Genomic DNA, 25,140 nt, shown 5'->3' on the forward strand with positions numbered 1-25,140 from the left:
ATGTTAAAAGTAGCTTCAATAAGCGACATCGTTAACGATCCACCAATGATAAGGAGTAGGATAACTGAAAGTGCGGAAGCTACACTCTTAATCGTCAGGTGGATATGTTTATCATCACTCAAACTTTAGTTCCTCATAGACACCAATCGCGAGCGCGTTAACTGTTCCCGAACTAGCACTGCCCGTAAAACTAATCGAAGCACCAATCGCATCCTTTAGTTGTAACCTGATTGCTTTAGTGATTTCCATGTTAGAGTGTCTGCGCTTGACCAATCCAGCTTTAAGTAGTTGTTTATAAGCCTTATTTGAGACATTGTTAAGGTTTTGTCGAGAAATCTCTCTAGTTAATCTAGCTCTCTCCTGACGATTCAGACCTTTGAGCACTTCCATCGTTGACTTAGAGGTTGTACTCCTAAGATTGGCAACCATTTTTATCGTAAGAGCTCCAGAGGCAGCAACTCCACCTAGTGAAACCAAATCGAGTGCCTGCGCAGTATTCTGATACCACTCTTGGCTGTCGAGCCAATCTAGTCCTTTAGGGTTCGTCATTTCTGCAATAAATCTACCTCCGCCAACGGCGCATTGTGCAGTTGATGCAACAGCAGCTGCATAACCAAGATACGTTACTGCGGCGCTAGTACCACCAGTAATTGGAATTGCAGCAGAGCTGCCAACCACAACAACCCAGCCAATCACAGCAGATACGCAACTTAGCCCCGCACCAACGGCTTCACCAACAAGTTTAGATTCTCGATTTGAAGACTTTATTTGGGTAGCAAATTGCTGAGGTGTGATTTGTTTTGGAGGTTCTCGAAGAATAATGTTTATTGGGTTAATTCTGCAGGTAGATTGAAACTTCCTTAATTCCACTACCGTAAAATTGCTATCAATGTAAACCACCCCCGCTCCAGATGTTTCGGGTATACGATCTATTTCTTTGAAGAGCTTTTTCTTGTTTAGTGTGTAATCCAGTTTAGCAAGAAGAGAGTCCTTTTTTATCTCCCTTAGAGGGCCTTTAATGAGTGATTGCACAATATTTTCCTTGTTGCATATTTGCAATTACAACTCAAAAAGATGTGTAAATTAAATGAGATACGGATTGTTTAGAGGTAGGTCAAAGTTTTAGATTTAAGGGGAAGAGAGTGCGCTCCACTAATGCAGAGCACACCATATCAAATCAAAAACTTGAAGCCACTTGCGCTGCTAACTTGGCGTTATTCAGGACAAGTTGGATGTTGGAAGCGAGGCTGTTGCCAGCGGTTTTTTCGGCGACTTTAGCGAGTAGGAAGGGCGTGGATTCTTTGCCTTTGATGCCCTTGCTGTCCATTTCTTCGATGGCGTGAGCAATCACTTCATCGATTTCAGCTTTGTTCATCGCGTATTGTTTGGGAATTGGGTTGGCGATGACGGCACCTCCATTCAAACCGAGCTCCCATTTGGCTTTCAGGGCAATGGCGATTTGTTCTGGGGTATCTAAGGTGTAGTCGACGCCGAACTCACTTTCGCGGGTGTAAAATGCAGGAAGTGTGTCGGTTTGATAGCCAATGACAGGAACACCATGGGTTTCAAGGTATTCCAGAGTTAAGCCAATATCGAGAATAGACTTCGCGCCAGCACACACTACGGCAACATTTGTGTTAGCAAGCTCCTGAAGGTCGGCTGACACATCGAAACTGGTTTCAGCACCACGGTGAACACCGCCAATGCCACCTGTTGCGAACACTTTGATGCCTGCCATTGCCGCCAGAATCATAGTTGAGGCAACCGTGGTAGCGCCATCTGCTTTTTTAGCCACGATGAACGGAATGTCTCGGCGACTGGTTTTAATCACATCTTGTCCGGCTTTGCCTAAGTACTCGATTTCTTCATGGCTCATGCCCACTTTCAGGCGACCTTGCAAAATCGCAATAGTCGCTGGAATCGCGCCATTATCCCTTACGGTCTGTTCAACTTTCAGTGCCGTTTCTACATTTTGCGGGTAAGGCATACCGTGAGAGATGATGGTGGATTCTAGAGCCACCACGGGTTTACCAGATTCGATTGCGTCAGCAACTTCAGGAGCAATATCCAAATACTGAGTTAACATTTCGTCTCCTTTAACATTCAGCTTCATTCAAAACGCGCTTAACGGCATTTTCTGAGAAATTAGGGTTGATGGTGGCGACATCCGACAAGGCAACGCTGGCGGCTGCCATTGCAAATTCGCTGCTTCGCTCGACAGACCATTTATTGATATAGCTATGGACTAAGCCCGCTAAGAAAGCATCACCTGCACCATTGGCATTTTTAATGTCTGTACTCACAGTTGGAAAGTGTTGTGAGCCTTGAGCGTCTTTGTAAAAGACTCCTTCCTCTCCAAGACTCAAAAAGATGCGCTGCGTGCCCTGATTCAAAAACCAGTCGGCAATTGTTTCGAGGTCATCGGCGTTGTGGTGTGGCAGATCTGAAAGGGATTGCGCTTCCTTGATATTGGGTTTGAGGGTATGAATATGAGAAAGATAAGGTTTGATTTTGACTGCTTTGGTGCTGGAAACCGTATCCACAAAAATCGGCTTATCCGCAAACTGGCTAAAAATGTATTCCAGTACCGACTCGCTCAGGTTGGTGTCAACGACGATCACTTCCGCGCGCTTTAGTACTTCAATATGCGGTTCCAGAGATTCGATGGTCAGCTTATCCAAAATCGACATATCCGATACAGCAACCTGCATGTCGCCATCTTCATTCAGCAGTGAAAGATAAGTGGAAGTAGTGCCATCGGAGAGCTTCATGACCGGAGATACATCGACGCCAGCCTGACGAGTTTTATCAATGATGAGTTGACCGTAAGTGTCGTTTCCGACTACGGAAATGAGCCGGACTTCTGTGCCTAATCGGGCAATATTTTCAGCAATGTTTCTGCCTACCCCACCCGGTGAACATGAGACCACGCCAGGGTTGGAGTCCCCTTGGTGCATGGCTTGCTGTGGCTGACCTAAAATATCCATGTTGGCACCGCCAATCACGACGGCATATTGAGACTCTGACAAAATGTACCCCTTCCCTAGGATGATGCCTTTGTTGGTCATATTCATGATATGACCCGCAACGGCACTTCGGCTGATCCCGAGTTTATCCGCGATATCCTGCTGCGGGATCATGGGATCTTGCTTAATCAGTTGAAAAATTTGTTGTTCGCGTTCTGTCATATAAAAAAACCTAACAAAAGTTTGTTTGTCGAACTTTTGTTAGGTTGGTGTTTGAGCGAAAAAACGTCAATGATTTTGGTGAAGTGATTGTATGTTATGTGAGCGATAGCACCTATTAGGTTATCTTTACGACATAGCTTTCACCGTCTTCGCTGGGTACAAAATCAACGAAATGATGAATGCTTTCTATGGCGTCTTCTTTGTAATGAGAAACAAAAAGAAGCTGACTAAGATTATGTTTTGCAATCAGTTCTAACGAATTCACTACTAAGCGTCTTCCTAGGAAATCCAAACCTTGATAAGGCTCATCGAGAATGAGAAGGGCGGGGCGCTTGATTAACGCTCTGGCAATCAACAATAAACGTTGTTGCCCGTATTCGAGCTCACGGAAAGGGTGATTGGCAATGTCACTCATGTGGAAAATGGCGAGCCACTCTTGCGCCATTTGAACTTGGGTTTTACTTGGTGCTTCATAAAGTCCAATGGAGTCATAAAAGCCAGACAAAACCACTTCGATGGCTTTGCAACTGACCCGATATTGCAAGTGAAGTGCAGAAGACACCATACCGATGTGTTTTTTGATGTCCCAAACCGTCTCGCCATTGCCGCGCTTCATATCAAACAGTCGGATATCGTTGCTGTAACATTGTGGGTGATCACCAAAGATAAGCCCCAGCAAAGTACTCTTTCCACACCCGTTAGGGCCTCGGATCTGCCAATGCTGGTGGTGCCTGATTTGCCAGTTTACGCCAGAGAAGATTTTCTGATCCGTATACTCAACCTTGCCATCTGTCAGCTCCACCAGAGGATCAGAAAACTCTGTCTGATGCTGGTACTTGTTATACAGCGCAAGCACCTGCTCACTTTGTTTCTGGGTCTGCGCATTGATCTGATTGATGATGGGGTGCTGCCGCCATTCCGATTTAGTCAGTGTTTGCGTGAGTTTGCCATTATCAAATAGAGCGATGTGCTCTATCCATTCAGGCAGCTCGTTTTCACGTGAGACCAGAATGAGTAACTGCATTTGCGCACTCAACGCTTCTAGAAAGGGAGCGAGGGCAGTTCGGTGGGCAATGTCTAACCCTGTATAGGGCTCGTCGAGAATCAGGAGGTCTGGTTTTTCCAGCACGGCTCTCGCCAGCATTAGACTACGGGTTTCTCCTGTTGAGAGCAGACGAAAACCACGATCCAGCAGATGCTCCAGATCGAGTTGCTGGATGAGTTTTTCCACGTCTTCCTGATTGTTTTCATCGCTGAGAAGCAACTCGCGCACGGTTGAGCCATTGTCGAATCTGTCCATAAAGTCGGTGTCATCGTCGGCAAGTTCTTGCTCCAGAAGTGCTTGCTGCTGGCTGAGAGACACGTAAGCGATGCGAAGATCGGTTGCTTCACACTGCCCGCTTTTCAATTCAATGGATTGTGAAAGCACATGGTAAAGCTGCTCTCCGATGTCGCCTTTGGCGCAAAATATCCCCCAATTCTGATTCTCTTGGATTGTCCAGTTAGATATGGAAAGCGGGTGAGAACGGGTCTGGGTAACAACATCGGTGAATACAATGGGCATACGGCTTCCTTGCGTAACGTCTAATAACTGACTGCTTCTTTACAGAGTAAAAAAGCAGCAGGGAAAAGTAAATTAGACTTGGGTCGTGCTATGAGGTGCTAATTGGCATTGGGGATTTCGAGAATAGCAACAGGGGTTCCCACATCGAGTTTTCCAGATATCTTTTCAGGTTTACCAGTTTCCTGATTCAACCTCATACTGACCACCTGATTTGTGTATTGATTGCCTATCAGCATCCATTGTCCGTCCTGAGTTAAGGTAAAATCTCTTGGGCATTCACCACCCGTTGCAAAATCGCCTGCCCGGTTGGGTAACTGGGTTTGGGCATCAATGGTGAAATGAGCGATGCGAGATTGTCGTCTTCCAGATACGTACAGGTGTCGTCCGTTAGGAGAAAGCCGAATGGCAGAAACCGATCCTTCGGTCTCTTTATCGCAATCAAAAGCCTGGATTTGAGAATGAAAACGCCAGCCAAGATCTTCTCGGGTAAGTACCAGTAGACTTTCATCCAGTTCGCAACAGACATAGGCGAACTGCTCATCCGGGCTGATAACCATATGCCTTGGCCCACAGCCAGAGGGTACGTCGCAAAAAGCGCTGTTAAGAATTTTGCCCGAATTGTCCAGTTCGTAACTCCAGATTTTATCCGCACCTAAGTCAGTAGAGTGCAGATGATAACCGCCATTTGTGAAGGCGGAATAGTGGGCATGAGGACCTTCCTGACGGTTGGTATTCGGTCCGGTGCCCTGATGTTCTAGGTGACGAATGAGCTGAGCACTTCCCTGTTCGTTAAATTGAAACAGAGAAACTTCTCCCGTCCAGTATTGAGCGGTGGTAATAAAATTCGGATTTTCATGCAAAGCGATATGACAAGGCAGTTCACCCTGAACATTCCAAACCGTGTGGGTTTCATCTGAGTACAGGTGAATCATCGCCGGATTCTTTTGCTGAAACACCTCGCGCACGGTGTAGAGGTTTTTCCCGTCAGAGGAGATAGCAAGTGCGGTGGGGTTATCGCATTTCAAATGCAAATGCGCCTGACCAAATTGTCCGGTTTCCGGGTCAAAGCTGACTTTGTATATGCCTTTCCCGTTGGTGATGACCCCTTCAAGATGACTTGAATAACTGCCGATATAGAGTTCCATTTCTACCTCACATGATGCCAAATCGTTCAAACGCTTCTACGGTGCTCATTCCATTTTCAAGAGCTTTTCGCACTTCGCTTTCACCGCGCACTTTTTCCAGTGCCTTGGAAATCACTTCGTCTTCGATTTCTTTAGGGATGCAAAGCACACCATCGCAGTCACCGAAAATGATATCTCCAGGTTGAATCTGTACCTGACCCACTCTTAGAGGGACATTGTAATTAATCACTTTGCCACGCGGACCTTGATCCTGGGCGTAGCATCCGCGGCTTGCGACCGGAAAATTGAGTGAGAGGATTTCATTGCTGTCACGGATGTAGCCATCCAGTATTGCGCCAGCGGCACCGAGTTTTATCGCTCGGGTAGACATGAGCCCTCCCCAGAGCGCGTAGTCCGGAGATGAGCCGGTACAGACGTATACGTCGTTGGGTTTCAGGCTATCCAATGCTTCAAACATCAGCCCAAAAGGCTTTGCCATTATTGGGTTGGCGCTTTCAGAAGAAACTTCCTCAAATACGTCAGCCTCCAATACCGTCATGGCTCTGCCAGCAATCACCATGTCTCGTCGTAACGTAGTGAGATAAGGGGGAAAGAACTGCTGCGTATACCCCATTTTATCCATGACATCGCCAATCACAGCGCTGAATAGCTCTTCCTTGATTCTGGCAAACAAGGCGTTGTCGTTTGACATTGTTACCTCCGATTATCGTCCATTGATATAAATTCGGGTGTCACTGAATGAGATGCCTCTCTAGGAATGCTGGTAACCGAGGTTACAGGAAATGGTTTTACAGGCGTTTTTAAGCATTTCGAGTGCTTCTTCCGGGCTGGTTTCCTGAGCGTATTTTTGAGAAAGGAAAGGCAATGTCGCCACGCCAACCACACGATTTCGGTAGTCAAACAAGGGGACAGACAAATTAAGAATACCCGCTACCACTTGCGATTCCATCCGCTCATGCCCTAACTGGATGATGTTATCCAGCCTTTCTTTGAGCGCCTTTCTCTCTTTGTCTGAAGGCAAAGAGTCGTAGAACGTCTGCTGAACTTCGTGATCTGAATAAGCGATCATTACTGCCCCGGAACTGGTTTCCAGAGCCGGATAACGACTGCCTGTCGCGACAGAGTAATGCGTTCCGAGAGGCGGATCTTGCTGGTGGATGATGATGATCTCTTCACCATTAAGAAGCGCAATGTGGCAGCTTTGAAGAGTCGCTTTGCACACGGACTTAATTTCCACATGAGCAGCTTCAACCAGAGTTTGCACCGGATAATGGCGATTGGCCACTTCAAACATTTTCAAAGACAGGTGATAGGTGGACTTGGGGCCCGTGGAATAGATGTAACCTTTTTCTTCAAGCACTTGAATCACTCGATACAGACTGGTGATGGAGCGCCCAAGCATGCGCGCAATTTCTGTCTGGGTTGCTCCGTCCGGGGACTCAGACAGCAGCTCTAACACACTGAGCGCCTTATCTACTGCCGGAACTGAATACTTACTTTCACTGTTTGCCATTGTGCACCTGTACGAAATGTTATCTGAGCCTAAGCCGATGATTTGAGTAACGCAGTGATTAACTGACGATCCTGATTAATTATACTGCTGAGTAATGTCTGCCGTTCTTTGGCGCTGACAAACTCCAGCCTTCTTATCCCCAGCGGATCGATCTGATTTCTTAGTAGCGCCAACTCCTCGTCCCGTATTGGTTCCATTTCTCGGCACAGGTCAGAGAACAGGACTTTAAATCCGGTTTGCTCTGTGATGGTCTGCCTGCTCACACCGGGCATGGTTTCCACGACCACGAGTTGCCCTTCTTCTTCATCGTATTCGAACAAACACAGATTGGTGATAAGGGTGATTTTGCCCGGTTGATAACCGTACTTCCTGCGATCCTCTTCTGACACAAGTCGTCGACCTGCACTGCATAGTTCGACTTGTTCAACGAGTGCCTGAGGGGTGTGGCGGGGTAAGTAAACCATAAAATGCTGATGCATGTTTGCGACATCAGCCATGCCTCCTTGTCCGGGTAAACGCACGAAGCCTCCGTTGGGTTTAGAGATAGACAAGGTGTTTGTCATGCCTTTGGCATCAATCTGCGCAGTTCCCACAATTTCATGGCTGACCAGACCTCCCTGATAGGCAGTCCAGTAAGTATCTTCGCCGCCGGTATGCCCTGCGGCACTTTGTGTGTCCATGGATTCCAGCAAGGTTAGGCTCATGGTGCCTGCCTGAATATCAACGGTGCCGCCGCTAAAGGTGGTGAACATCATGTCTGACGCATGACTGGCTTTTGCCAACCGGTAAGCCACGTTTGCCAGAGGGGATACTGCCCCTGCGCTGGCGTAGCTTTCATTACTCAGCATTCGGGCAACCCGAATAGTCATGATATCGGCAGCGGTTGCCGGCGAGTCCTTATCATCGGTTGATAAGACTGAGTAGGAGGATAAAAGGTCACTCAATGGAAGTTGTGCAGCTTTCTGGATCAGTGTAGGCACTTCGCGCTGCTGCAATTCGGATTCCAGAGGTTGCGAGCTTTGGGTTATCTCCATCAATCTTTGGTAGTCCGTGGTGTAGTAAGGCAGACAAGAACAAGGATAAGCGCCGCCTCGAGCCTCCGCTATCGCGCTGATCTTGTTACGGGGAATGATGGTGTTTCTCAATCCCTTTTGTAAGGTGCCATTCGGGACGATTTCTTCTACGGTCACCAACACCTGTTTCGCCGCGCCAGCAACCAATTTGTCGAGCGAATGAGCGCCGTAGAGCTCGACGTTTCCTGATTCATCAGCACGAGGGGCGTGAAGCAGCAATACATCGGTCGTTTGGGCTTTGGCCAGTGACAGCGTTTGCTGGCTTTCTTCATCGAAATAGGGAGTGAGTGCTGGGCAGGTTTCATTCAGCTCTGAACCTACCGGGCTTTGCATAGGAAGAAAGGGGAGGTTTTGCTCGGCGGCTCTCAGGCTTTGAATCAACGCCAAAGCCGGCCAGTCGGTCATCGGTATTCCCTGTTTTTCGACCGCTTTACGAAATCTAGGCGCAAGCCCGAACACGTCAAGACTTGAAAAACAAATATCGATACTCTCGACGGCTTCCGCTTCCAGTAACATCTCAAGAGGCAAGCCTCCAGCCCAGTTAAAATAGCGCAAACCTGTGACTCGTTGCTGACATACCTCTCTAATCAGAGCTATGGGCAGTCGGGCAAAATGGTGGCCTCCTACGGACAGTCGGCTTCCACTTGCAACCCGCGAGGCGAGCGCTTTTAGTGACGTTGTTTCCGGTCGATTGGCTTTTACTAAACTCATAACGGTGATTTCCCTGCTTAGTCGACTTTAGTACCAGCTATCCGGCTTGTAACGAGCCGTAATACATAATCCGCCATCAACGCGAATGTCTGTGCCCGTAGTGAAACCAGAAGCGTCAGACGCAAGATAAACGGCTGTTTCTGCCACCTCTTCTGGCTTGCCAATTCGACCTATTGGGTGCATGTCCACAAAGGAACGCATAATGGATTCGCCGTCTTCACTTTCACGGATCACCTTCTCCACCATAGGAGTGCTGATGGTGCCCGGAGAAATAGTGTTAACCCGGATATTGTTGGGACCAAACTCCACGGCGAGCTGCTTGCTCATGGCGATGATTCCTCCCTTAATACCTGCGTACGCACTCCAGCCTTGCAACCCATTGTGTGCCTGAGCAGATGCCATGTTGATAATGGAACCCGAGCCATTTTTTATCATATGCGGAATGGCGAACTTGCAACCTCGGAACACGCTGCTGAAATTGACGGCTATGATCTTCTGCCACTGCTCTTCGGTCATTTCATTGATCGGCATCCCACCAATGGCGACGGCAGCGTTGTTGACTAAAATATCTAACTTACCGTAGCGCTGAGCCGTCTGTTCCAATAGTGCCTGCACGTCTTTTTCCTGACTCACGTCGGTTTTGATGAACAGGGCTTTGCCTCCGGATTCGACAATACTTTGGGTGGTTTGCTGCCCTTTCTCTTCCTGAATGTCGGCGAGGACGACAGACGCTCCTTCCTTTGCCATGGTTTCCGCGATTACCTGACCGATACCATCGGCAGCGCCAGTGACTACCGCAACTTTTCCTTTGAGTCTGGTCATAGTGTTACCTATTGTTTTTTCATTGAATCGAGCGTGACCGCAATGATGATCACGATGCCGGTTACCACTAATTGCCATTCTGTTGGGGCTCCAAGCATGCCTAACCCATTAGAGACAAACGCCAGAATCAGTACCCCAAGAAGCACGCCAACCAAACTGCCGATTCCGCCCGCTAAACTGATTCCACCCAGCACCGCGGCGGCGACTGCCTGAAATTCGTAACCCAGACCCGCCAGGTGAACCGCCGACCCTAATCGAGATGCCAGCAGTATTCCTCCAACGGTGGAGATCAAGGCACAGAGCACGAAGCAGGTGAACTTCACCTTTTGCACGTTGTACCCTGCGAGCCGTGCCACTTTGGCGTCGCCCCCAATGGCGTAGACTTTGCGCCCGAAGCGCGTATGCCTTAAGGCAAAAGCGAGCAGGATAACCAAGGTCCCGGCAATTAGGGCAGGGTATGGGAGCACATCCATAAAACGCCCGTTTCCGAGCTGGAAGAAAGATTCTAAATAGACTTCATCGGCAATGGCCTTCTTTCCGGTGTAGAGGTAAACCCCACCCCGAATGATGAACAGCGTACCCAGCGTGACGATGAGAGAGTTGATCCTGAGGTAAACAACCAGATACCCGTTTATCACGCCAATGAGCAGACCGCAGGCGAGCGCACCGAAGATCCCAAGAGTCATTGATTCGGTGACATTCATCACCTCAATAAGAGGAATGGCGACAGCCGCAACCAGCGAACCGACAGAGATGTCGACCTCCCCGGAGATAAACACCAGACTGACGCCAAGAGACAAGGTGAGAATGATCGACGCCTGACCAAAGACATTGGTGAGGTTCCTGACACTAAAGAAATGTTCAGACAGCAGAGAAAACACCAGAATGATCATCAAAAGAGATAGCGCCAGCGCAAACTCGTTATGCTTGATCAGCCAGCTCCAGGCAGAGTTGGGTGAGTTGGAACTATTGGATGGCTGCATCAAGTATCTTCTCCTGTGTTGCTTCACTGCGTGGGTACTCGGCTGTGATCCTTCCCTCAGACATCACATAGATCCGATCGCACAAGCCTAATAACTCAGGCATCTCAGAGGTCATGACAACAACGCACATTCCCTGTTGAGCCAGCGAATCGATCAGAGCGTAAATTTCCGATTTTGCCCCCACGTCTATTCCCCTTGTGGGTTCGTCCACCACCAGCACCGATAGCCCGTACATCAGCCAGCGAGACAGCATCACTTTTTGCTGATTTCCACCAGACAAGGTGCCGGACAGTTGCGATAAGGAGGTGATTTTGATTTTAAACCGGTCGACAAATTCATCGCAGGACAGCTGTTCCTGACTGTCGCTGACAAATCCGTACTGGGTGAGTTTTTCCAGCGAGGCAAGGCTCATGTTGCTTTGCACATCGGCTTCCAGCATCAACCCTTCTTCTTTGCGGTCTTCACTCATCAAGCCAATCCCCAGCGATTTCGCTTTTGAAGTATCGTGCGGTTTGAGGGGTTCTCCGTTGATGTGGATTTCGCCTTCGTTGATTGGATCGTATCCAACCAGTACTTTGGCGAGTTCTGTGCGTCCCGCGCCAACCAAGCCAAAAAAGCCGACTACTTCTCCAGAGCGTGCATGAAAATCGATATTTTTCAGTTTTTGCCCTGCGTTCACGCCTTTGACTTCCAATCGAGTTTCCTTGGTTTGATGCTCGGTTTTCGGGAAAAGGTCGCTTATCTCTCTGCCCACCATGTCTCGGATTAGCGTGTCATGAGTATGTTCTGACATGGCTTTGGTGGACACATGGCAGCCGTCCCGAAGCACCACACAACGCTGGGCGAACTCAAATAACTCGTCGAGTTTGTGACTGACGTAAATCACTGCAATGCCCATTGCTTTGAGCTTGTTGATGACCACAAAGAGGTTTTTGATTTCGGCCGGGCTGAGTGAAGATGTCGGCTCGTCCATCACCACGACTTTGGCGTCTGAACTGATGGCTCTGGTGATCTCGACAAGCTGCTGCTGACTGATGGGTAAGTCGGCGACTTTAGCATCGGGATCTAAGTCGAACCCCAGTTGATCGAACAGTTCCGCGGCTTGTTGTCGAATGCTTTTCCAGCCAATGGTCCCAAATGACGTGAGCGGGTGATTCTCCATAAAGATATTCTCAGCCACAGTAAATTCAGGGATGAGAGCGATCTCCTGAAAAACAGGCTTGATCCCGGCTTTAAGCGCATCGGAAGGGGTCTGGAAATGCATCACATCTCCACTCAGAGAAACGCTGCCTTCATCAGCGGGAAATACACCACACAGGATCTTGATAAGCGTTGATTTTCCCGCACCGTTTTCGCCAATCAGCGCCAGAACTTCGCCCGGAAAAAGCTCTAGTGACACACCGTCCAGCGCTTTCACGCCAGGAAAAGACTTAGTGAGGTTATCGATTTGAACTAGTGGATTCTGCTCATTCATAAGACGGCTTCCTCCTTACTATGTCGAGGTAGACCGCGAGAATAAGAAACACGCCCGGGATGATGATTTGCCAGTCCTGATTCCAGCCAAGAATGATGATTCCGTTATCGATGATTTTTAAAATCATCACCGCCAGCACCGTCCCTAAAATAGAACCACTGCCGCCGAACAGACTGGTGCCACCTAACAGAACCGCCGCAATCACAATCAGCTCAAAGCCCTTTCCGGCAGTCGGCTGACCCGCATTAAGAAGTGATGCCAGAATGACGGCGGCAATCCCTGTTAATGCGCCCAAGATAATAAACGCGGTTATCTTGACTTTGCTGGGGGAAATTCCCGACAGTTTAGCCGCATTCTGGTTTGCTCCAACGGCACTAATAAGGCGACCCTGACGGGTTCGGGATAAGAGCACGCCACCAATAATGACTGCGACAATGGCAATGATGACCGGAACGGGAATGCCAAGCCAATAGCCAGTAGCGACGCTGGAAAATGCAGGCAGTTGATGGTGGTTCTGGATAGCCTCACGGGTATACAAAAAGACGCCACCCTGCAGAATCATCATGGTTGCAATGGTTCCAATCAATGAGTTTACTTTTAGGCGGGTTGTGACCAATCCATTGAAAATGCCTACAGCCACACCAAACAAAACCCCTGCCACAATACCTGCAAGCAGACTATGAGTGGCATTAAGAACGTCCATCACCACGCAGGAGGCAAAACCCATTGCCGCGCCCACTGAGATGTCTACTTCACCACTAATCAAAAGTAGTGTCATGCCCACCGCAACGATGAGCACCAACGATGACTGATGCAGCACTGCGACTGCATTCGCTGGCGTGAGAAATCGATCCGATGAAATGCTGAGTCCAATAATCAGTGCTGCCAGCAATATCACCAGAAACAACGACTTTGAGTGACTGATCTTCTGCCAAAATGCAGGCGAAGACGGCTTATCCATAGCCTTACTCCTACTAGTTTTTGCGAACAGGCGACAACAACCCCTGCTGCCGCCATTCGAATCACGAGTCTTTAGGGTCTGCTGACCTTTCGTGGTTAAATTTTGTTCGAGTTCTATGTGTTTTAATCGCGGCGCAAGGTCTTTAGCTTAGTTATTCTAAGCAAATACCTTGCAACAAAGAGTAAAGCGCATAGAACCGAACCCTTCGGGCAGCATTTGTGGCTCCTTTCTACTGTGTTACCGCTTATTGATGTAGAGCGACTACACCGAATAAGCACTGCCTTGTATAAAGAACCCACAAATTGCTGCAAAAATCATCTCGAAAGGTCAACAGACCCTATAGATCAGACGCGTACTTCATACATTTCTTCGCAGGGACCAGACTGTTGACGGTATCCCACTGTATCTGACGGGACTTGCCGTCGTAAGAGTAATAATTGCTGTAGTTCGCCAGAGTCAGCGTGGTGGTTGGGCTCACAACATGCTCAGGCAGGCTTTCTTCTTTGTAGAGCGCCACTGCGGTGTCCATTGTGGTAAAGCCAACTTTTTCAGGGAACATAGCCGCTTCCAGTTTTAGCGGGCTGTTTTCTTTGGACATTTCGTTGAGGAATGCCAGACCTTCACCACCAGTGCCCACAACGATCAGTTGATCTTCAGACAGACCAGCCGCTCGCCATGCCTGCAAACCGCCTAACGCCGATGAATCATTGATGCCGTAAATCACATTGATTTTGGCGTCTGCAGCCAGTGCCGCAGAAGAGACTTCCTGAGAGCGATCCGGGTTACCGCCTCCGTCCAGATCATGAACCATCACCGCATCAGGCAGAATGGTTTGTAAACCGTCCATAAATCCCTGACTGCGAAGCACGGTCGCGGAAAGAAGAGGCAGACCAACGTTCATTACTCTTACCTGTCCTTTAATGGTGTCTTTGGCGAGCTTGCCGGTTTCGACACCCGCGTTGTAACCCGTGTCGTAGTCACAGATGGCGACTAAGGTTTGCATGCCTTTGGCTGGGCTGCCTTCAAGCACTACCGGGATACCGTTAGCTTTTGCCCGGCGAAGAATAGGGACAACACCCTGTTCGTTGACTGGCGTAATGATCAGCACATCCACGTTTCTCGCCATGAAATCTTCGGCAGCAGAGACTTGCTTCGCGATATCCAGGTTGGCGTCGATCACTTCCAGTTTGACGCCCAGTTCTTTGCCGCGCTGTTCCATCCCTTTGATCACGTTCTGATACCATTCGTGGGTGGCGTAGTTCACTATGTATCCGGCTGTTTTAGGCCCTTCAGCGGCGACAGCGATTCCTGCTGTCATCAGCGAGACAGATAGCAACGCCAGACGGCTTGCTTTGGTTATGAATCCTTTCATATTTTGCTTCTCCTAGATGGTGTTTACCTCTTGATGAGGAATACATCCGACAGCAATACGGCATAACAGCCAGAACCTACTTCCCCTGGCTTTCATGCTGCATTTGCACCGTTACATCTTCTGACTGAGTCAGTTTTTCAATCAGCTCTTCCGCGATTCCATGTTCGCGAAGGATTTCGATACTGTGTTGCCCAACTAAAGGCGCCGGGCGGTCAATCTTGGGAGGGGTTTCACTCATGGTTACCGCGGGTGCGACCACTTTTACGTCGCCCGCAGTAGGGTGTTGATATTCAGTGATCATGCCGAGGTGCGTGACCTGCGGGTCTTCACTTGCCTGACGAAAATCCTTTATTTCGCCACACCATACGTCGGCTTCCAACAGACGTTGCATAAGTTCGGCTTGCGTGAATTTCTGGGTCTCTTTGTTGATGGCTTCCCAGATCTCATCTCGTTTATCAAACAGAACCTGAGGGTTGTCGTAGGCTGAAAGGTGGTCAGCACCTAGCACATCAATCAGTGTTGAAAACGGGCTCATGGCAATGCTGACAAAGCCATCGCTGCACTGGTAAACACCAAAAGGTGCGTCCATTCCCGGGTGTCCAATCCCTGAATCCGGGCGTTCAAAATCCTGATCTAGGTTGAGTACCGTAAGGTATTCCTGACCTAGGTGCGCCATCATTCCCGCGAGCAAGTTGATTTCCAGTTTCTGTCCTTTTCCAGTTTTCTCGCGGTAATACAGAGCAGACAAAATGGCATAAACCATGTTCATGGCACCGATTTGATCGGCAATACCCGCGCCAGTCGGTACCGGCGGTTGGCTGGCTTGACCGGTGTTGGATGCCAGACCCGTCAAACCCTGAACCAGCATGTCCTGACCCGGTCGGCTCAGGTAAGGTCCGCTCTCCCCGTACCCAGAACCCGAGCAATAGATAATGCGGTCATTTACTGCTTTAAAATCTTCATAACCGTAGCCCAATTTATCCAATACCCCCGGGCGGAAGTTTTGAACCACCACATCGGCAGTTTTTGCCATTTCCATGATGCACTGGTGCACGTCTGGATTTTTTAAGTTGACAGCCAGAGAACGTTTATTGCGATTCCAGGCCAGGAAGTTAGGGCTTTCGCTTCCTCCTACCCACTTATTGAAAAACGTGAGGCTACGGAACAAGTCGCCCTTTCCATGTCGCTCAATTTTTATGATGTCAGCCCCCATATCTCCAAGCATCTGGGTAGCAAACGGACCTTGAAGAAGGTGGCTGAAATCCAGAACTTTAACGCCGTTTAGTGCTTTGTTCATGCTAAAAATCCTTTATTGTCTTGGCTTGAGATGGCTGGCAGGTTTTGAATCGTTCAGATAGGTCTTTCCAAGCGTGAGTTGTATTGCCAGAGTCGCTGGTTACAAGGTTGGCAATGACTGGCATCGCGCTGCGGAAGAAGGTCATAAACCCAGAAAACCTTGGGCGCAGGTAAGCTTGCTCTGTTGCCTCAAGGGTTTGAGAGAAGAAATGCCCAAACTGCTCGTCGGCTTGCTTGTTACGCCAGGCTGCCCCAAACGCTGGCTGACCCCCCGCAAAGATGTATCCCGAACTCTGATATTCAGGAGAGCAAAGAAAGGCGAGGTACTTGGCGGCTTCTTGTGGTTTGTCGCTGTGTTTGCTTATGGCAATTCCTGCCCCACCTAATAGCCCGCAGCGGGCAGGTAATTCATTATTGAAAGCCACAATGTTGTGAAAACTGAGCTTGGTAGAAAAAGCCTTGGCAGAGTAATTCAGGTAGCCAAAGCCTAAAGGGGAATAGGGAATGTCATCATGCTCGATCATGTAGTCATAGCACTGGATAGGGTTCCATTCGAGTGAGTCAGGATGAGCAAATGAAAGCATCTCTTTGAGCATGCCAATGGTTTTTGAAAACGTAGTGAAATCGGTAAATGCTCCATCATCTTTCAAAGGAGAACCCAGTGCGGCACTTATAGTGAGGTAACTGCACATGATGTCGATCTCGGCAGCAGGGTAGCCGATGTAAAGCCCTTTTTTCTGCACCGCTTTGCTCAGTTCAGCCAGTTCCTGATAAGTTCTGGGCAAACGCCAACCCTGAGATTCCATAATGTCGGGGCGGCTGACCGCTACCTGAGATGCCGTATCAATAGGCAAGGCGAGCAATTGCTCATTGTGGCAATAAGACTCGAACGAGGGACCAATAGCATCAAGGGAGTGAGCCTTTATTAGCCCATCTGGCAGCAGGTTTTTCAGATCGTGGAAGTAATTGCCCTCACAGGCTTCCCCGATAAAAGGGTGATCGATGATGAGCAAGTCGTACTGCTTCAGCACCTGATTCAGGTCACCTTCACCAAATGCACTGAGCGGTTGCTTGTCCCACTGGATTTCAATATGTGGGTTGTTCTTTTTAAACAAAGGGATACTGGCATCAAGCGGACCGCAGCAGCGTTCATGATCCCAGGCAAGCCCTTTTATCCTTGTCGATTTTTCGTATGACATGTCTGTCGCTACCATCCAAATTGGTTACGATAAAAGCTTTCCTATATAAATGTTGTTTTCATATATAAACAAAGTAAAGTGTCATTGTTGAGATTGGTAGGTTGTTTTTTGAACAGTTGGTTGTGGGTTTCTGCCATTCCAAAGTGAAAAGATCGCCAGAGCCCTTTGAACACCTGAGTTTGGGAGAAGTGAAAACTTAGACTTGTTTGAAAGGAGAAAGTGGAGCAAAGGATGTTGTGAGTCGATATGAAATCATGAAATTTATCTTGTACCTGCTTTTGGCAAGACTTTGTTTATTTTTTACAACCAAGAACAGATAATGGGATTGTTTAACTCTATGTTTTTAAATGGGTTGGATGCCATAGAATCAATGGGGTTTAACCCTTGGTCGATTATATAGAAGGGCAGTTACGGTATAGGTAAGTAAATGGTCGATATTGATGGTAATGAGGTTAAAGCAGGAGATGTAGTTGAAGTGCTATATATTTACCCTGAGTTTCTTGACACTTTAGATGACGATATGAAAACACTTCACAAAGATATGTTAGGCAGGCAGTACCCTATTACTGAGCTAGTTGAAGATGGTACTAAAGCTAGCATTGATATGGAATGGACTACAGATGAAGGTGTTATTTTTGGCGGGCTGTATATGATACCTTCCGACTTTAGGCTGGTTTGTAAAAATTCGCGATAGTAAGTACATAATAAATAAAAATTAAGTGCTGCACTGCCAAGTCCGAGTTTTTACTTTGCAGCAGAAATTGCGTTAAGTTATCAAAAAACAAAATAGCAAAAAAAGGGCTCATAAACAGAGCCCTTGTTTTAAGTCTTCATCTGCGGGTTAGCGTTTTCGCCAGATGCTCATTTCAGACAAGGTGTGCTGGAACTTGCGTTGGGTTTCACGAATAACAAACGGCACTTCTTTTACTGCCACCAGTTCAAATTCGCCTATCAACGCCTCGGTTAACCCATCCAGCGTGGTGTGATTCTCCCCATTCACTTTGATACCACCAAGCCACTTACTCTTCTCGGTGTATTCTTCCAGCCAGGTGTAAGGAGAAGCAATCACAAGGTGACCACCTTGGTTAACGCGCTCGCTGATACTGGTCAGAAACGTTTTTGGATCGTTAAGCCTGTCAATCAGGTTTGAAGCATAAACCAAGTCGTATTGAGTGTACTGAGGCTTGAGGTTACAGGCGTCGCCCTGCATAAAGTTCACTTTAGAGGTTAGATGTGAATAACCCAGCTTCTCTAGCGTAATGCTCTTAAACTCGACGAGATCGCCTTCGGTGCGAATGGTGTAGCGCTTCTCTCCCTGCTCAGTCAGAGCGTAAGCTTGCTGGATAAAGCGTGCCGAGAAATCGATGCCATCAACATGACCGAAGTGTTTTGCCAGTTCAAAAGTGGCGCGTCCAACAGAGCAGCCAATATCCAATGCACGAGCGTTGTTTCTCACCTGAATCGTCTGCATTACCTGCGCAATGCCGTTGACGCAGAAGTTAGGCACGTCGAAGTACTCATCGCCATAGTGGAACTCAAGGTATTGGGAGATGAGCTCATCAGTCTCATAGATGTTCATCGATACCATGTCTTGCGGATTCTGATCCGATTCGACATAACGGAAACCTGCATGCTGATAGAAATGACGACGGAACGCATAGCGCGAGCCACGAATGGCTTCGTTTCCGGTTGAGATCCAAGAGCCACCTTTGATCAGGTTGTGCTTGCCATCAAAGGTTGGGGTAGAGAAATCGTCGTACAGTGGGTGAACTTCAAATCCGCTAAAGCCATCGATAGGGGTTTCAGTGTGCTGCCAGACATTACCAATAACGTCGTAAATGCCGTTGTGCCCAAAGCGATTCACAGGGCAGGATGAAGCATAAAATGCCAGTTGAAGGTTACCTGGAACTTCATGCCAGACAGGCGCGTCTTCTTCGATATTGTCACGCAGTAATTGCCATTCTGCTTCGGTAAGCAGGCGGACAGACTTTTGGCTTTGCTCTGCTTTCCAGTTACAAAATGCTTTGGCTTCCAGTTGGTTTACTTCTACCGGCCAATTCAGCGGCAGCGGGATTTCTTCAGTCAGATTTCTCTGCCAGTAAACGCCCTCTTTTAAGCGCCAGAATCTAGGCATTTCGGCTTGGGTATATTCAAGCCAGGCTTGTCCTTCTTCGTTCCAGAAACGCAACTGACGATAGCCGTCGTCTTTGACGAATTCTTTGTATTCCTGATTGGAAACCAAAAACTTAGACGCTTTAAAGTCATGCACCTGGCAGCTTTGTTGACCGAATTCGTTGTCCCATCCATAAGTGAGGTCATCTTCACCTTTGCCTAAGGTGACGTGTTTTCCGGCAACGCTCACCAAGCTGTTTTCAGGTGCAGAACCCGTATCGGTACAGGAAGCCCAGACGGGGTGTGAGGAAACATCTTCCAGAGGAAGCTGGCGGATGATCACGGAAGAGGTTTCCAGATGGATCCTCTCGTGTTCTATTCCCATCAAGATCGCCCAGGCAGGCTGATCCTGAGTGATGGGTAGCGTCAGTTCCATCGATTGGATCGTGGATTCGATGAGTGTTTTAACCTCATCACGGTAGCTTCTCACATCGTTCACGGCAGGCCAGTCGTAATGCGCGTCATCCAGATCATCCCAGGACATTTCATCAACGCCTATGGCGAACATCGACTCAAAGTGTTCATTGACGCGGTTTTCAATGATCTTGCCGAGCTTGAGTTTGTTGATGAAGAAAGTGGCGGTGTGGCCGAAGTAGAAAATCAGCGGGTGGCGCAGTGGCTCCGCTTTTTTGTAATAAGCTTCATCGTTATTGATCACTTCAAACAGAGACTCATAAAGACGCCAGGTCTGGTCGAAATAATTCAGTAGCTCTTCGCGTTTTTCTTGCTCACTTTCTCCGGTTAGAAGAATGGTTTGATGATCCCGGATTAAGTCGTTTTCCATAATGACGCTCCCAGTTGGGTAGGTGTGACGCTAGGGTCTGTTGACCTTTCGAGCTGATTTTTGCAGCCATTTGTGGGTTCTTTATACAAGGCACCGCTTATTCGGTGTAGTTGCCCTACATCAATAAGCGGTAACACAGTAGAAAGGAGCCACAAATACTGCCCGAAGGGTTCGGTTCTATGTGCTTTACTCTTTGTTGCAAGGTATTTGCTTAGAACGACTAAGCTAAAGACCTTGCGCCGCGATTAAACCACATAGAACTCGAACAAAATTTAACCGCGAAAGGTCAACAGACCCTAATAACACTAGTTCATAGAAATAAAGGCGTTATGCCGATATATGACAGACCGTCGAATTGTCAGAAAGGATACAGACGCGTTGGTAAGAATGTGAATTGGGTCACTATTGGTGTTTGAAATGTAAGCCGCCATTACAGCGGCTTATTGATGCTGATACCGGCTTAGTTTCGGGCTGCGATCATCTCAATTTCTACCTTCACATCCAAAGGTAAACGAGCTACCTGAACGCAGGAACGTGCGGGGTAAGGGGCATCGTGAGCGTCGAAAAAGACTTTGTAAGCGGCGTTAATAACACCGAAATCGTCTAAGTCCTGCACAAACACCGTGGTTTTGATAACGTCCTTAGCACCTAAACCTGCAGATTCGAGGATCGCTAGCGCATTGCGCAAAGACTGTGTGGCCTGAGCTTCCGGGCTATCCGGAATGGTTGAATTTTCTGGGTGAACAGGAAGTTGCCCAGAGGTAAAAACGAGATTTCCGATGTCTTTACCCTGTACGTAAGGACCAATGGCTTGAGGAGCAAGTGGTGTATTGAGAGTTTTCATAACGGTTCCATATCTAATCGGGTGAGTGTCATCCTGCAAATGCAGGCAAGAGGTTAAGCATCGACATAAAGTGGAAGAGGGCGGTCAGGATTCCAAAGCCCATCACTATAAAAATAAATGGTGTGCCACCGGGGGCGATGAAACCTTCATTTCCGTCTTCTCGTTGGCGGGATTTTCGCACCAGCAGGGCTGGAATTATGCAGGCCCAGAGCGTAGCGGCAGCGCCGGCATAGCCAATGGCAACTAAGAACCCGAACGGGAAAAGCAGTGAAAGAATCAGTGGTGGCAGAAAGGTGGCAACCCAGGTTTTGGTTCTGCCCGCTTTGGAATCTTCAAATTTTAAAAGGTCTGCCAGATAGTCGAAGACACCCAATCCAACACCAATAAAGGATGAAAGAATGGCTGCGATCGAGAAGGTATTGATGGCATTGGCGACTTTTTCTGATTCGATAACCGAGCCGAGTGCTGAAAGAAGGGCATCGACGTTACCGCCTTGCTCAATCACAGGACCAAACTGGTCTCTGGGCAGGTTGCCGTAAATACTCATCACCCAAAGAAAATAAAGAGACAAGGCGATCACCGTGCCGCCAAGAATGGCGTACTTAGCGCGCTTTTCTTCGCCGTAATAACAGCGCATGCTAGAAACAGAGTGGTGGTAACCAAATGAGGTAAGTGCAACGGGCAGCATTGCCATGGCATAAGGTGCGTAGCTGGTTTCCTGATTGATCCGGTCAAACAGAATGCTCAGATCTACATTGGCAACCAAACCTGAAACGCCGAACACAAAGCTTAAAACCATAAAAGCAATCAGTACGACCGAAATGCGATCCACCGCTCGGGTCGAATGCCACACAAATGATGAGAACACCAGAACAAACAAAACCGAAGCGACTTTGCTGTCTACCGAGAGCATGTCTTGCAATATCAAGCCGGAAGACGTGATGTAAGCGTACAGCAAGATCCCGCCAACAAAGTACACCGCTACGTTATTCAGGCGGTTCATATTGTTGCCCAGCATATCTTTAGTCACGGTATTGAATGACACTTTTAGATCGTAGTGCTTAAATGCTTCCAGTAACATCCATCCTGATAGCGTCATCACTATCATGGTGAAGGCAATGGCGAGCATCGACCACCCCGTCCACGCACCCGCCCCCGCACTGGGTAAACCGAGCATTCCTGCCCCAACACAGACACTGGCAATAATGCATGCACCGCCTAAAATAGAGGGTTTTCCTTTCATAATAACTACCTTAAATCCTTCTTTATGGCGCGTAACAACCCCTGCCTAGCATTTGAAATGCCAAACATATTGCTAACGCGACTTTGCAGCATTGAAAAGGCACACCGAAGTGTGCCTGATTGAATTATGCTTCCGTCATAGGCATCGCCTGCTGGTCTGCTGAAGAGGTTTCCGCTTCTTCCAGTCGAGCAGTGAAGTGACGCAGAACATTTGGCTCATAGGTGAACGTCAGTCCTTTTACGTTCTGAGTGTTTTCCAGCACTTTCTCGAAGGCTTCAATGATGAAGTCCATGTGGGTTTGCGTGTAGGTTGCTCTCGGGATCGTCAGGCGAAGCAGTTCCGCAGGGGATGGGATCTGTTTACCTGTTGCCGGGTCTCGCCCTAACAAAAGAGAGCCAATTTCAACGGCGCGAATTCCTGCAACTTTGTATAGCTCACAAGCTAAAGCGTGTGCAGGGAACTGATCGGCGGGAATATGAGGGAGAAGCTTACCGGCATCAACAAATGCTGCATGTCCGCCAGCCTGTTGGCAGGTGATTCCAATGGCTTCAAGACCATTGACCAGATACTGGATTTGACCGATTCGATAAGCCAGCCAATCCTGTCGCATACCATCGTAAAGACCGACTGCCAGACGTTCCATCGCACCGCCTTCAAGCCCTCCATAAGTAGGGAAGCCTTCCTGCACGACGCATAGAGTGCGGCATTCGTTGTATACGTCTTCGAGCGAGTCATCTTTAAAGCAAAGCAGCCCGCCCATTTGCACCATCGCATCTTTTTTAGCCGACATCGCTAAGCCGTCGGCGTAGCGGTACGATTCACGGGTGATGGCTTCGATGCTCCAGTCCTGGTATCCCGGTTCTCTCTGCTGAATGAAGTAGGCGTTCTCTGCAAATCGTGCGGAATCCATGATGACTGGAATGTCATAGCGTCTGGCTATCTGATAGACGGCTTTCAGGTTGGCGATAGAAACAGGCTGCCCGCCAGACGAATTACAGGTGATGGTACTGACAATGTAAGGGACATTTTCAGCACCAGCTTCTAAAATCGCGGCTTCAAGCTTTTGCAGATCGAAGTTACCTTTGAAGTCTGCATGAATGGAAGTGTCGAATGCCTCTTCGGTATAGACGTTTTTGGCGACACAACAATTCACCTGAGTGTGCCCCTGAGTGGTGTCGAAAAAGTAATTCGATAAGGCGACCATTTTATTGCGGTCGAGCCCTTTCTCTTTTTCTCGTTTTCGAATCAATACAGGGATATAAATTTGTTCTGCACCACGTCCTTGGTGAGTGGGGATGGTGTATTGGTATCCAAAGATGTTTTTGACCGCATCGGCTAACGCATAGTAGCTACGGCTGCCACTGTAGGCTTCATCACCAATCAGCATGGCTGCCTGCATCTGTTGGGTGATCGCTCCTGTTCCGCTGTCGGTGAGAAGGTCGATAAACACATCGTCACTGTCCAGCAAAAACGGGTTCATTCCTGCTTTTAAGATGGCTTGCTCGCGGTATTTTTTTGTCGTGCGTTTGACGGGCTCAATAACACGAATGCGAAATGGTTCTGGTAAGTGCTTAAAATTATCCATTTTTCTGCCTTTTTTATTCACATATGTGAACGAATAGATCTATCCAGCCGTCATTTTTATTTATGGATTCGCTATTTGAGGGATGTAGCGATGACCACTAAATAAATAATGTCGGAATATATTTAATAATTTGAAATAATCAGAACTTAGAGAGCCAGACTCATAATAGAAAATAAACAATAGGTTTATTCATTAGCTGAAGCCAACAGCAGCGAAATCCTGAAAGGGTTCAATGCGTGAAAGGCTCAGACCTTGATCCTATTGAAGCCTATGCTCTCAAGTCAGGCTGGATTGGATTATTCAGAAGAAAGGTGAAATGAAATTTGGTGATCAAGCGTATACCAGTCCAACAAGGTGAACTGAAATTTAGATTGCCATTTAAGGTACATATTCATGAGATGTTCCTCTGCTCTTAAACAAAATACGCTTTGTTTAGAATGAATATATATTAATAATAGTATAAATAGAATCCAGCAAAAATATAAATGTGATTAGGTTAATACGGATAAATACTTTTCAATATAAAAATAGCAGATAGGCTCACATTTTATTAGGTGCAAATATGCACACAAACTCAGTCAATAAAGTGAGAAGATAACCAAGCAAATTCAGAAGTTTGTAGCACGTTGAATTTACTTGGCTTTAGTGGTTACTTAGTCGCTAGCCTGGCAACTCTCAGACCGAGATATTGAGCCGTTTGAGCATCGTTTTCATCTACCAATTCGTCGATATGATTGTTACAGGCAGTCAAACCAATGTTCGAACCAAGACGATTCAGACCTTTGTCGCTGGTGTGCTCTGAGGTATTCAAGCCTGCCCACACCATGCCATGCTGGCATGCCAGAACAAAAAACGAGAACAGCGTTTGTTCTTGTTCGCCATTCAGGCTGCCTCCACAGGTGAAGCCTGCTGCCCATTTGTCTTTCCAATCCTGTTCACAATACGCATCACTGCTGGTGTCCATAAATGCTTTGAACTGAGCGGCTGGTCCGCCCATGTATGTGGGTGACCCAAAGATGATGCCATCACAAGTTTTCAGTTGTTCAAATATTGCGTCGTTTGTGTAGCGACCCTCGATGATGTCCTTCGGCTGAATTTCCAGTAAAACAGGCTCGGCATTGGGCACACTTCGTATGCCTCCTGCAATGTCCTCAGCAAGAGCCTTGGTTGCGCCACATTTCGAAAAATACACGATTGCGATGTTAGCCACT

Annotated in this window: 21 protein-coding genes; 1 reads left to right on the forward strand and 20 read right to left on the reverse strand. The window is 47.9% G+C overall.

The window, feature by feature from the left end:
* Window positions 1-114 precede the first annotated feature (114 nt).
* The 15 genes from ssp4 to RH89_RS00405 form a co-directional block, all read right to left on the reverse strand.
* Window positions 115-1,032, reverse strand: coding sequence for an Ssp4 family T6SS effector (gene ssp4 / locus RH89_RS00335; RefSeq protein ID WP_004397772.1), 918 nt, complete (start codon window positions 1,030-1,032; stop codon window positions 115-117).
* A gap of 145 nt (window positions 1,033-1,177) precedes the next feature.
* Window positions 1,178-2,086: a pseudouridine-5'-phosphate glycosidase gene (locus tag RH89_RS00340; protein ID WP_004397773.1), complete on the reverse strand. Its 909-nt coding sequence runs from the start codon at window positions 2,084-2,086 to the stop codon at window positions 1,178-1,180.
* 10 nt (window positions 2,087-2,096) lie between these two features.
* The gene (locus RH89_RS00345; protein WP_004397774.1) at window positions 2,097-3,188 is read right to left on the reverse strand and encodes a PfkB family carbohydrate kinase; all 1,092 of its coding nucleotides are present in this window, start codon (window positions 3,186-3,188) and stop codon (window positions 2,097-2,099) included.
* A gap of 115 nt (window positions 3,189-3,303) precedes the next feature.
* On the reverse strand, window positions 3,304-4,752 hold the full coding sequence (gene modF / locus RH89_RS00350; RefSeq protein WP_004397775.1) for a molybdate ABC transporter ATP-binding protein ModF: 1,449 nt from the start codon (window positions 4,750-4,752) through the stop codon (window positions 3,304-3,306).
* Between the two features lie 98 nt (window positions 4,753-4,850).
* On the reverse strand, window positions 4,851-5,897 hold the full coding sequence (locus RH89_RS00355; RefSeq protein ID WP_004397776.1) for a lactonase family protein: 1,047 nt from the start codon (window positions 5,895-5,897) through the stop codon (window positions 4,851-4,853).
* Between the two features lie 7 nt (window positions 5,898-5,904).
* On the reverse strand, window positions 5,905-6,588 hold the full coding sequence (locus tag RH89_RS00360; RefSeq protein WP_004397777.1) for an RraA family protein: 684 nt from the start codon (window positions 6,586-6,588) through the stop codon (window positions 5,905-5,907).
* A gap of 60 nt (window positions 6,589-6,648) precedes the next feature.
* Window positions 6,649-7,410, reverse strand: coding sequence for an IclR family transcriptional regulator (locus tag RH89_RS00365; RefSeq protein ID WP_004397778.1), 762 nt, complete (start codon window positions 7,408-7,410; stop codon window positions 6,649-6,651).
* Between the two features lie 29 nt (window positions 7,411-7,439).
* Window positions 7,440-9,194 carry a CoA-transferase gene (locus tag RH89_RS00370; protein ID WP_004397779.1) on the reverse strand — a complete coding sequence of 585 codons (1,755 nt, stop codon included), beginning with the start codon at window positions 9,192-9,194 and terminating at the stop codon, window positions 7,440-7,442.
* A 27-nt stretch (window positions 9,195-9,221) separates the two neighbouring features.
* Window positions 9,222-10,016 carry an SDR family NAD(P)-dependent oxidoreductase gene (locus tag RH89_RS00375; RefSeq protein ID WP_004397780.1) on the reverse strand — a complete coding sequence of 265 codons (795 nt, stop codon included), beginning with the start codon at window positions 10,014-10,016 and terminating at the stop codon, window positions 9,222-9,224.
* Window positions 10,017-10,024: 8 nt separating this feature from the next.
* A complete protein-coding gene (locus RH89_RS00380) occupies window positions 10,025-10,999 on the reverse strand; it encodes an ABC transporter permease (protein WP_004397781.1) in 975 nt (324 codons plus the stop codon).
* Window positions 10,983-12,473, reverse strand: a complete 1,491-nt coding sequence (locus RH89_RS00385) for a sugar ABC transporter ATP-binding protein (RefSeq protein ID WP_004397782.1) — start codon at window positions 12,471-12,473, stop codon at window positions 10,983-10,985. The genes RH89_RS00380 and RH89_RS00385 overlap by 17 nt, the downstream gene beginning before the upstream one ends.
* The gene (locus tag RH89_RS00390) at window positions 12,466-13,434 is read right to left on the reverse strand and encodes an ABC transporter permease (RefSeq protein ID WP_004397783.1); all 969 of its coding nucleotides are present in this window, start codon (window positions 13,432-13,434) and stop codon (window positions 12,466-12,468) included. The genes RH89_RS00385 and RH89_RS00390 overlap by 8 nt, the downstream gene beginning before the upstream one ends.
* 337 nt (window positions 13,435-13,771) lie before the next feature.
* Window positions 13,772-14,806, reverse strand: coding sequence for a sugar ABC transporter substrate-binding protein (locus RH89_RS00395; protein ID WP_004397784.1), 1,035 nt, complete (start codon window positions 14,804-14,806; stop codon window positions 13,772-13,774).
* A 76-nt stretch (window positions 14,807-14,882) separates the two neighbouring features.
* Complete coding sequence (locus RH89_RS00400) at window positions 14,883-16,103, reverse strand: CaiB/BaiF CoA transferase family protein (RefSeq protein ID WP_004397785.1); 1,221 nt, start codon at window positions 16,101-16,103, stop codon at window positions 14,883-14,885.
* Window position 16,104: 1 nt separating this feature from the next.
* Window positions 16,105-17,301, reverse strand: a complete 1,197-nt coding sequence (locus tag RH89_RS00405) for an ABC transporter substrate-binding protein (protein WP_004397787.1) — start codon at window positions 17,299-17,301, stop codon at window positions 16,105-16,107.
* 427 nt (window positions 17,302-17,728) lie between these two features.
* Here RH89_RS00405 and RH89_RS00410 point away from each other — a divergent pair, with 427 nt between their 5' ends.
* Entirely contained in the window at window positions 17,729-17,995 is a 267-nt protein-coding gene (locus RH89_RS00410) for a hypothetical protein (protein WP_004397789.1), read from the forward strand.
* A gap of 147 nt (window positions 17,996-18,142) precedes the next feature.
* Here the strand turns inward: RH89_RS00410 and ovoA are convergent, their stop codons facing one another.
* The 5 genes from ovoA to RH89_RS00435 form a co-directional block, all read right to left on the reverse strand.
* A complete protein-coding gene (gene ovoA / locus RH89_RS00415; RefSeq protein WP_004397790.1) occupies window positions 18,143-20,257 on the reverse strand; it encodes a 5-histidylcysteine sulfoxide synthase in 2,115 nt (704 codons plus the stop codon).
* A gap of 460 nt (window positions 20,258-20,717) precedes the next feature.
* On the reverse strand, window positions 20,718-21,101 hold the full coding sequence (locus RH89_RS00420) for a Rid family detoxifying hydrolase (protein ID WP_004397791.1): 384 nt from the start codon (window positions 21,099-21,101) through the stop codon (window positions 20,718-20,720).
* Between the two features lie 28 nt (window positions 21,102-21,129).
* The gene (locus tag RH89_RS00425) at window positions 21,130-22,344 is read right to left on the reverse strand and encodes an aromatic amino acid transporter (protein ID WP_004397793.1); all 1,215 of its coding nucleotides are present in this window, start codon (window positions 22,342-22,344) and stop codon (window positions 21,130-21,132) included.
* Between the two features lie 124 nt (window positions 22,345-22,468).
* Entirely contained in the window at window positions 22,469-23,929 is a 1,461-nt protein-coding gene (gene tnaA / locus RH89_RS00430) for a tryptophanase (RefSeq protein WP_038144514.1), read from the reverse strand.
* Between the two features lie 649 nt (window positions 23,930-24,578).
* Window positions 24,579-25,139, reverse strand: coding sequence for a flavodoxin family protein (locus RH89_RS00435; protein ID WP_004397798.1), 561 nt, complete (start codon window positions 25,137-25,139; stop codon window positions 24,579-24,581).
* Window position 25,140: the final 1 nt, after the last annotated feature.

Source organism: Vibrio nigripulchritudo ATCC 27043 (genome assembly GCF_000222685.1).
Taxonomy (GTDB): Bacteria; Pseudomonadota; Gammaproteobacteria; order Enterobacterales; family Vibrionaceae; genus Vibrio; species Vibrio nigripulchritudo.

Coding starts and splice junctions, on each gene's coding strand:
- RH89_RS00340 (WP_004397773.1), bottom strand. CDS start 2,086: ATGTTAACTCAGTATTTGGATATTGCTCCTGAAGTTGCTGACGCAATC.
- RH89_RS00345 (WP_004397774.1), bottom strand. CDS start 3,188: ATGACAGAACGCGAACAACAAATTTTTCAACTGATTAAGCAAGATCCC.
- modF (WP_004397775.1), bottom strand. CDS start 4,752: ATGCCCATTGTATTCACCGATGTTGTTACCCAGACCCGTTCTCACCCG.
- RH89_RS00355 (WP_004397776.1), bottom strand. CDS start 5,897: ATGGAACTCTATATCGGCAGTTATTCAAGTCATCTTGAAGGGGTCATC.
- RH89_RS00360 (WP_004397777.1), bottom strand. CDS start 6,588: ATGTCAAACGACAACGCCTTGTTTGCCAGAATCAAGGAAGAGCTATTC.
- RH89_RS00365 (WP_004397778.1), bottom strand. CDS start 7,410: ATGGCAAACAGTGAAAGTAAGTATTCAGTTCCGGCAGTAGATAAGGCG.
- RH89_RS00370 (WP_004397779.1), bottom strand. CDS start 9,194: ATGAGTTTAGTAAAAGCCAATCGACCGGAAACAACGTCACTAAAAGCG.
- RH89_RS00375 (WP_004397780.1), bottom strand. CDS start 10,016: ATGACCAGACTCAAAGGAAAAGTTGCGGTAGTCACTGGCGCTGCCGAT.
- RH89_RS00380 (WP_004397781.1), bottom strand. CDS start 10,999: ATGCAGCCATCCAATAGTTCCAACTCACCCAACTCTGCCTGGAGCTGG.
- RH89_RS00385 (WP_004397782.1), bottom strand. CDS start 12,473: ATGAATGAGCAGAATCCACTAGTTCAAATCGATAACCTCACTAAGTCT.
- RH89_RS00390 (WP_004397783.1), bottom strand. CDS start 13,434: ATGGATAAGCCGTCTTCGCCTGCATTTTGGCAGAAGATCAGTCACTCA.
- RH89_RS00395 (WP_004397784.1), bottom strand. CDS start 14,806: ATGAAAGGATTCATAACCAAAGCAAGCCGTCTGGCGTTGCTATCTGTC.
- RH89_RS00400 (WP_004397785.1), bottom strand. CDS start 16,103: ATGAACAAAGCACTAAACGGCGTTAAAGTTCTGGATTTCAGCCACCTT.
- RH89_RS00405 (WP_004397787.1), bottom strand. CDS start 17,301: ATGTCATACGAAAAATCGACAAGGATAAAAGGGCTTGCCTGGGATCAT.
- RH89_RS00410 (WP_004397789.1), top strand. CDS start 17,729: ATGGTCGATATTGATGGTAATGAGGTTAAAGCAGGAGATGTAGTTGAA.
- ovoA (WP_004397790.1), bottom strand. CDS start 20,257: ATGGAAAACGACTTAATCCGGGATCATCAAACCATTCTTCTAACCGGA.
- RH89_RS00420 (WP_004397791.1), bottom strand. CDS start 21,101: ATGAAAACTCTCAATACACCACTTGCTCCTCAAGCCATTGGTCCTTAC.
- RH89_RS00425 (WP_004397793.1), bottom strand. CDS start 22,344: ATGAAAGGAAAACCCTCTATTTTAGGCGGTGCATGCATTATTGCCAGT.
- tnaA (WP_038144514.1), bottom strand. CDS start 23,929: ATGGATAATTTTAAGCACTTACCAGAACCATTTCGCATTCGTGTTATT.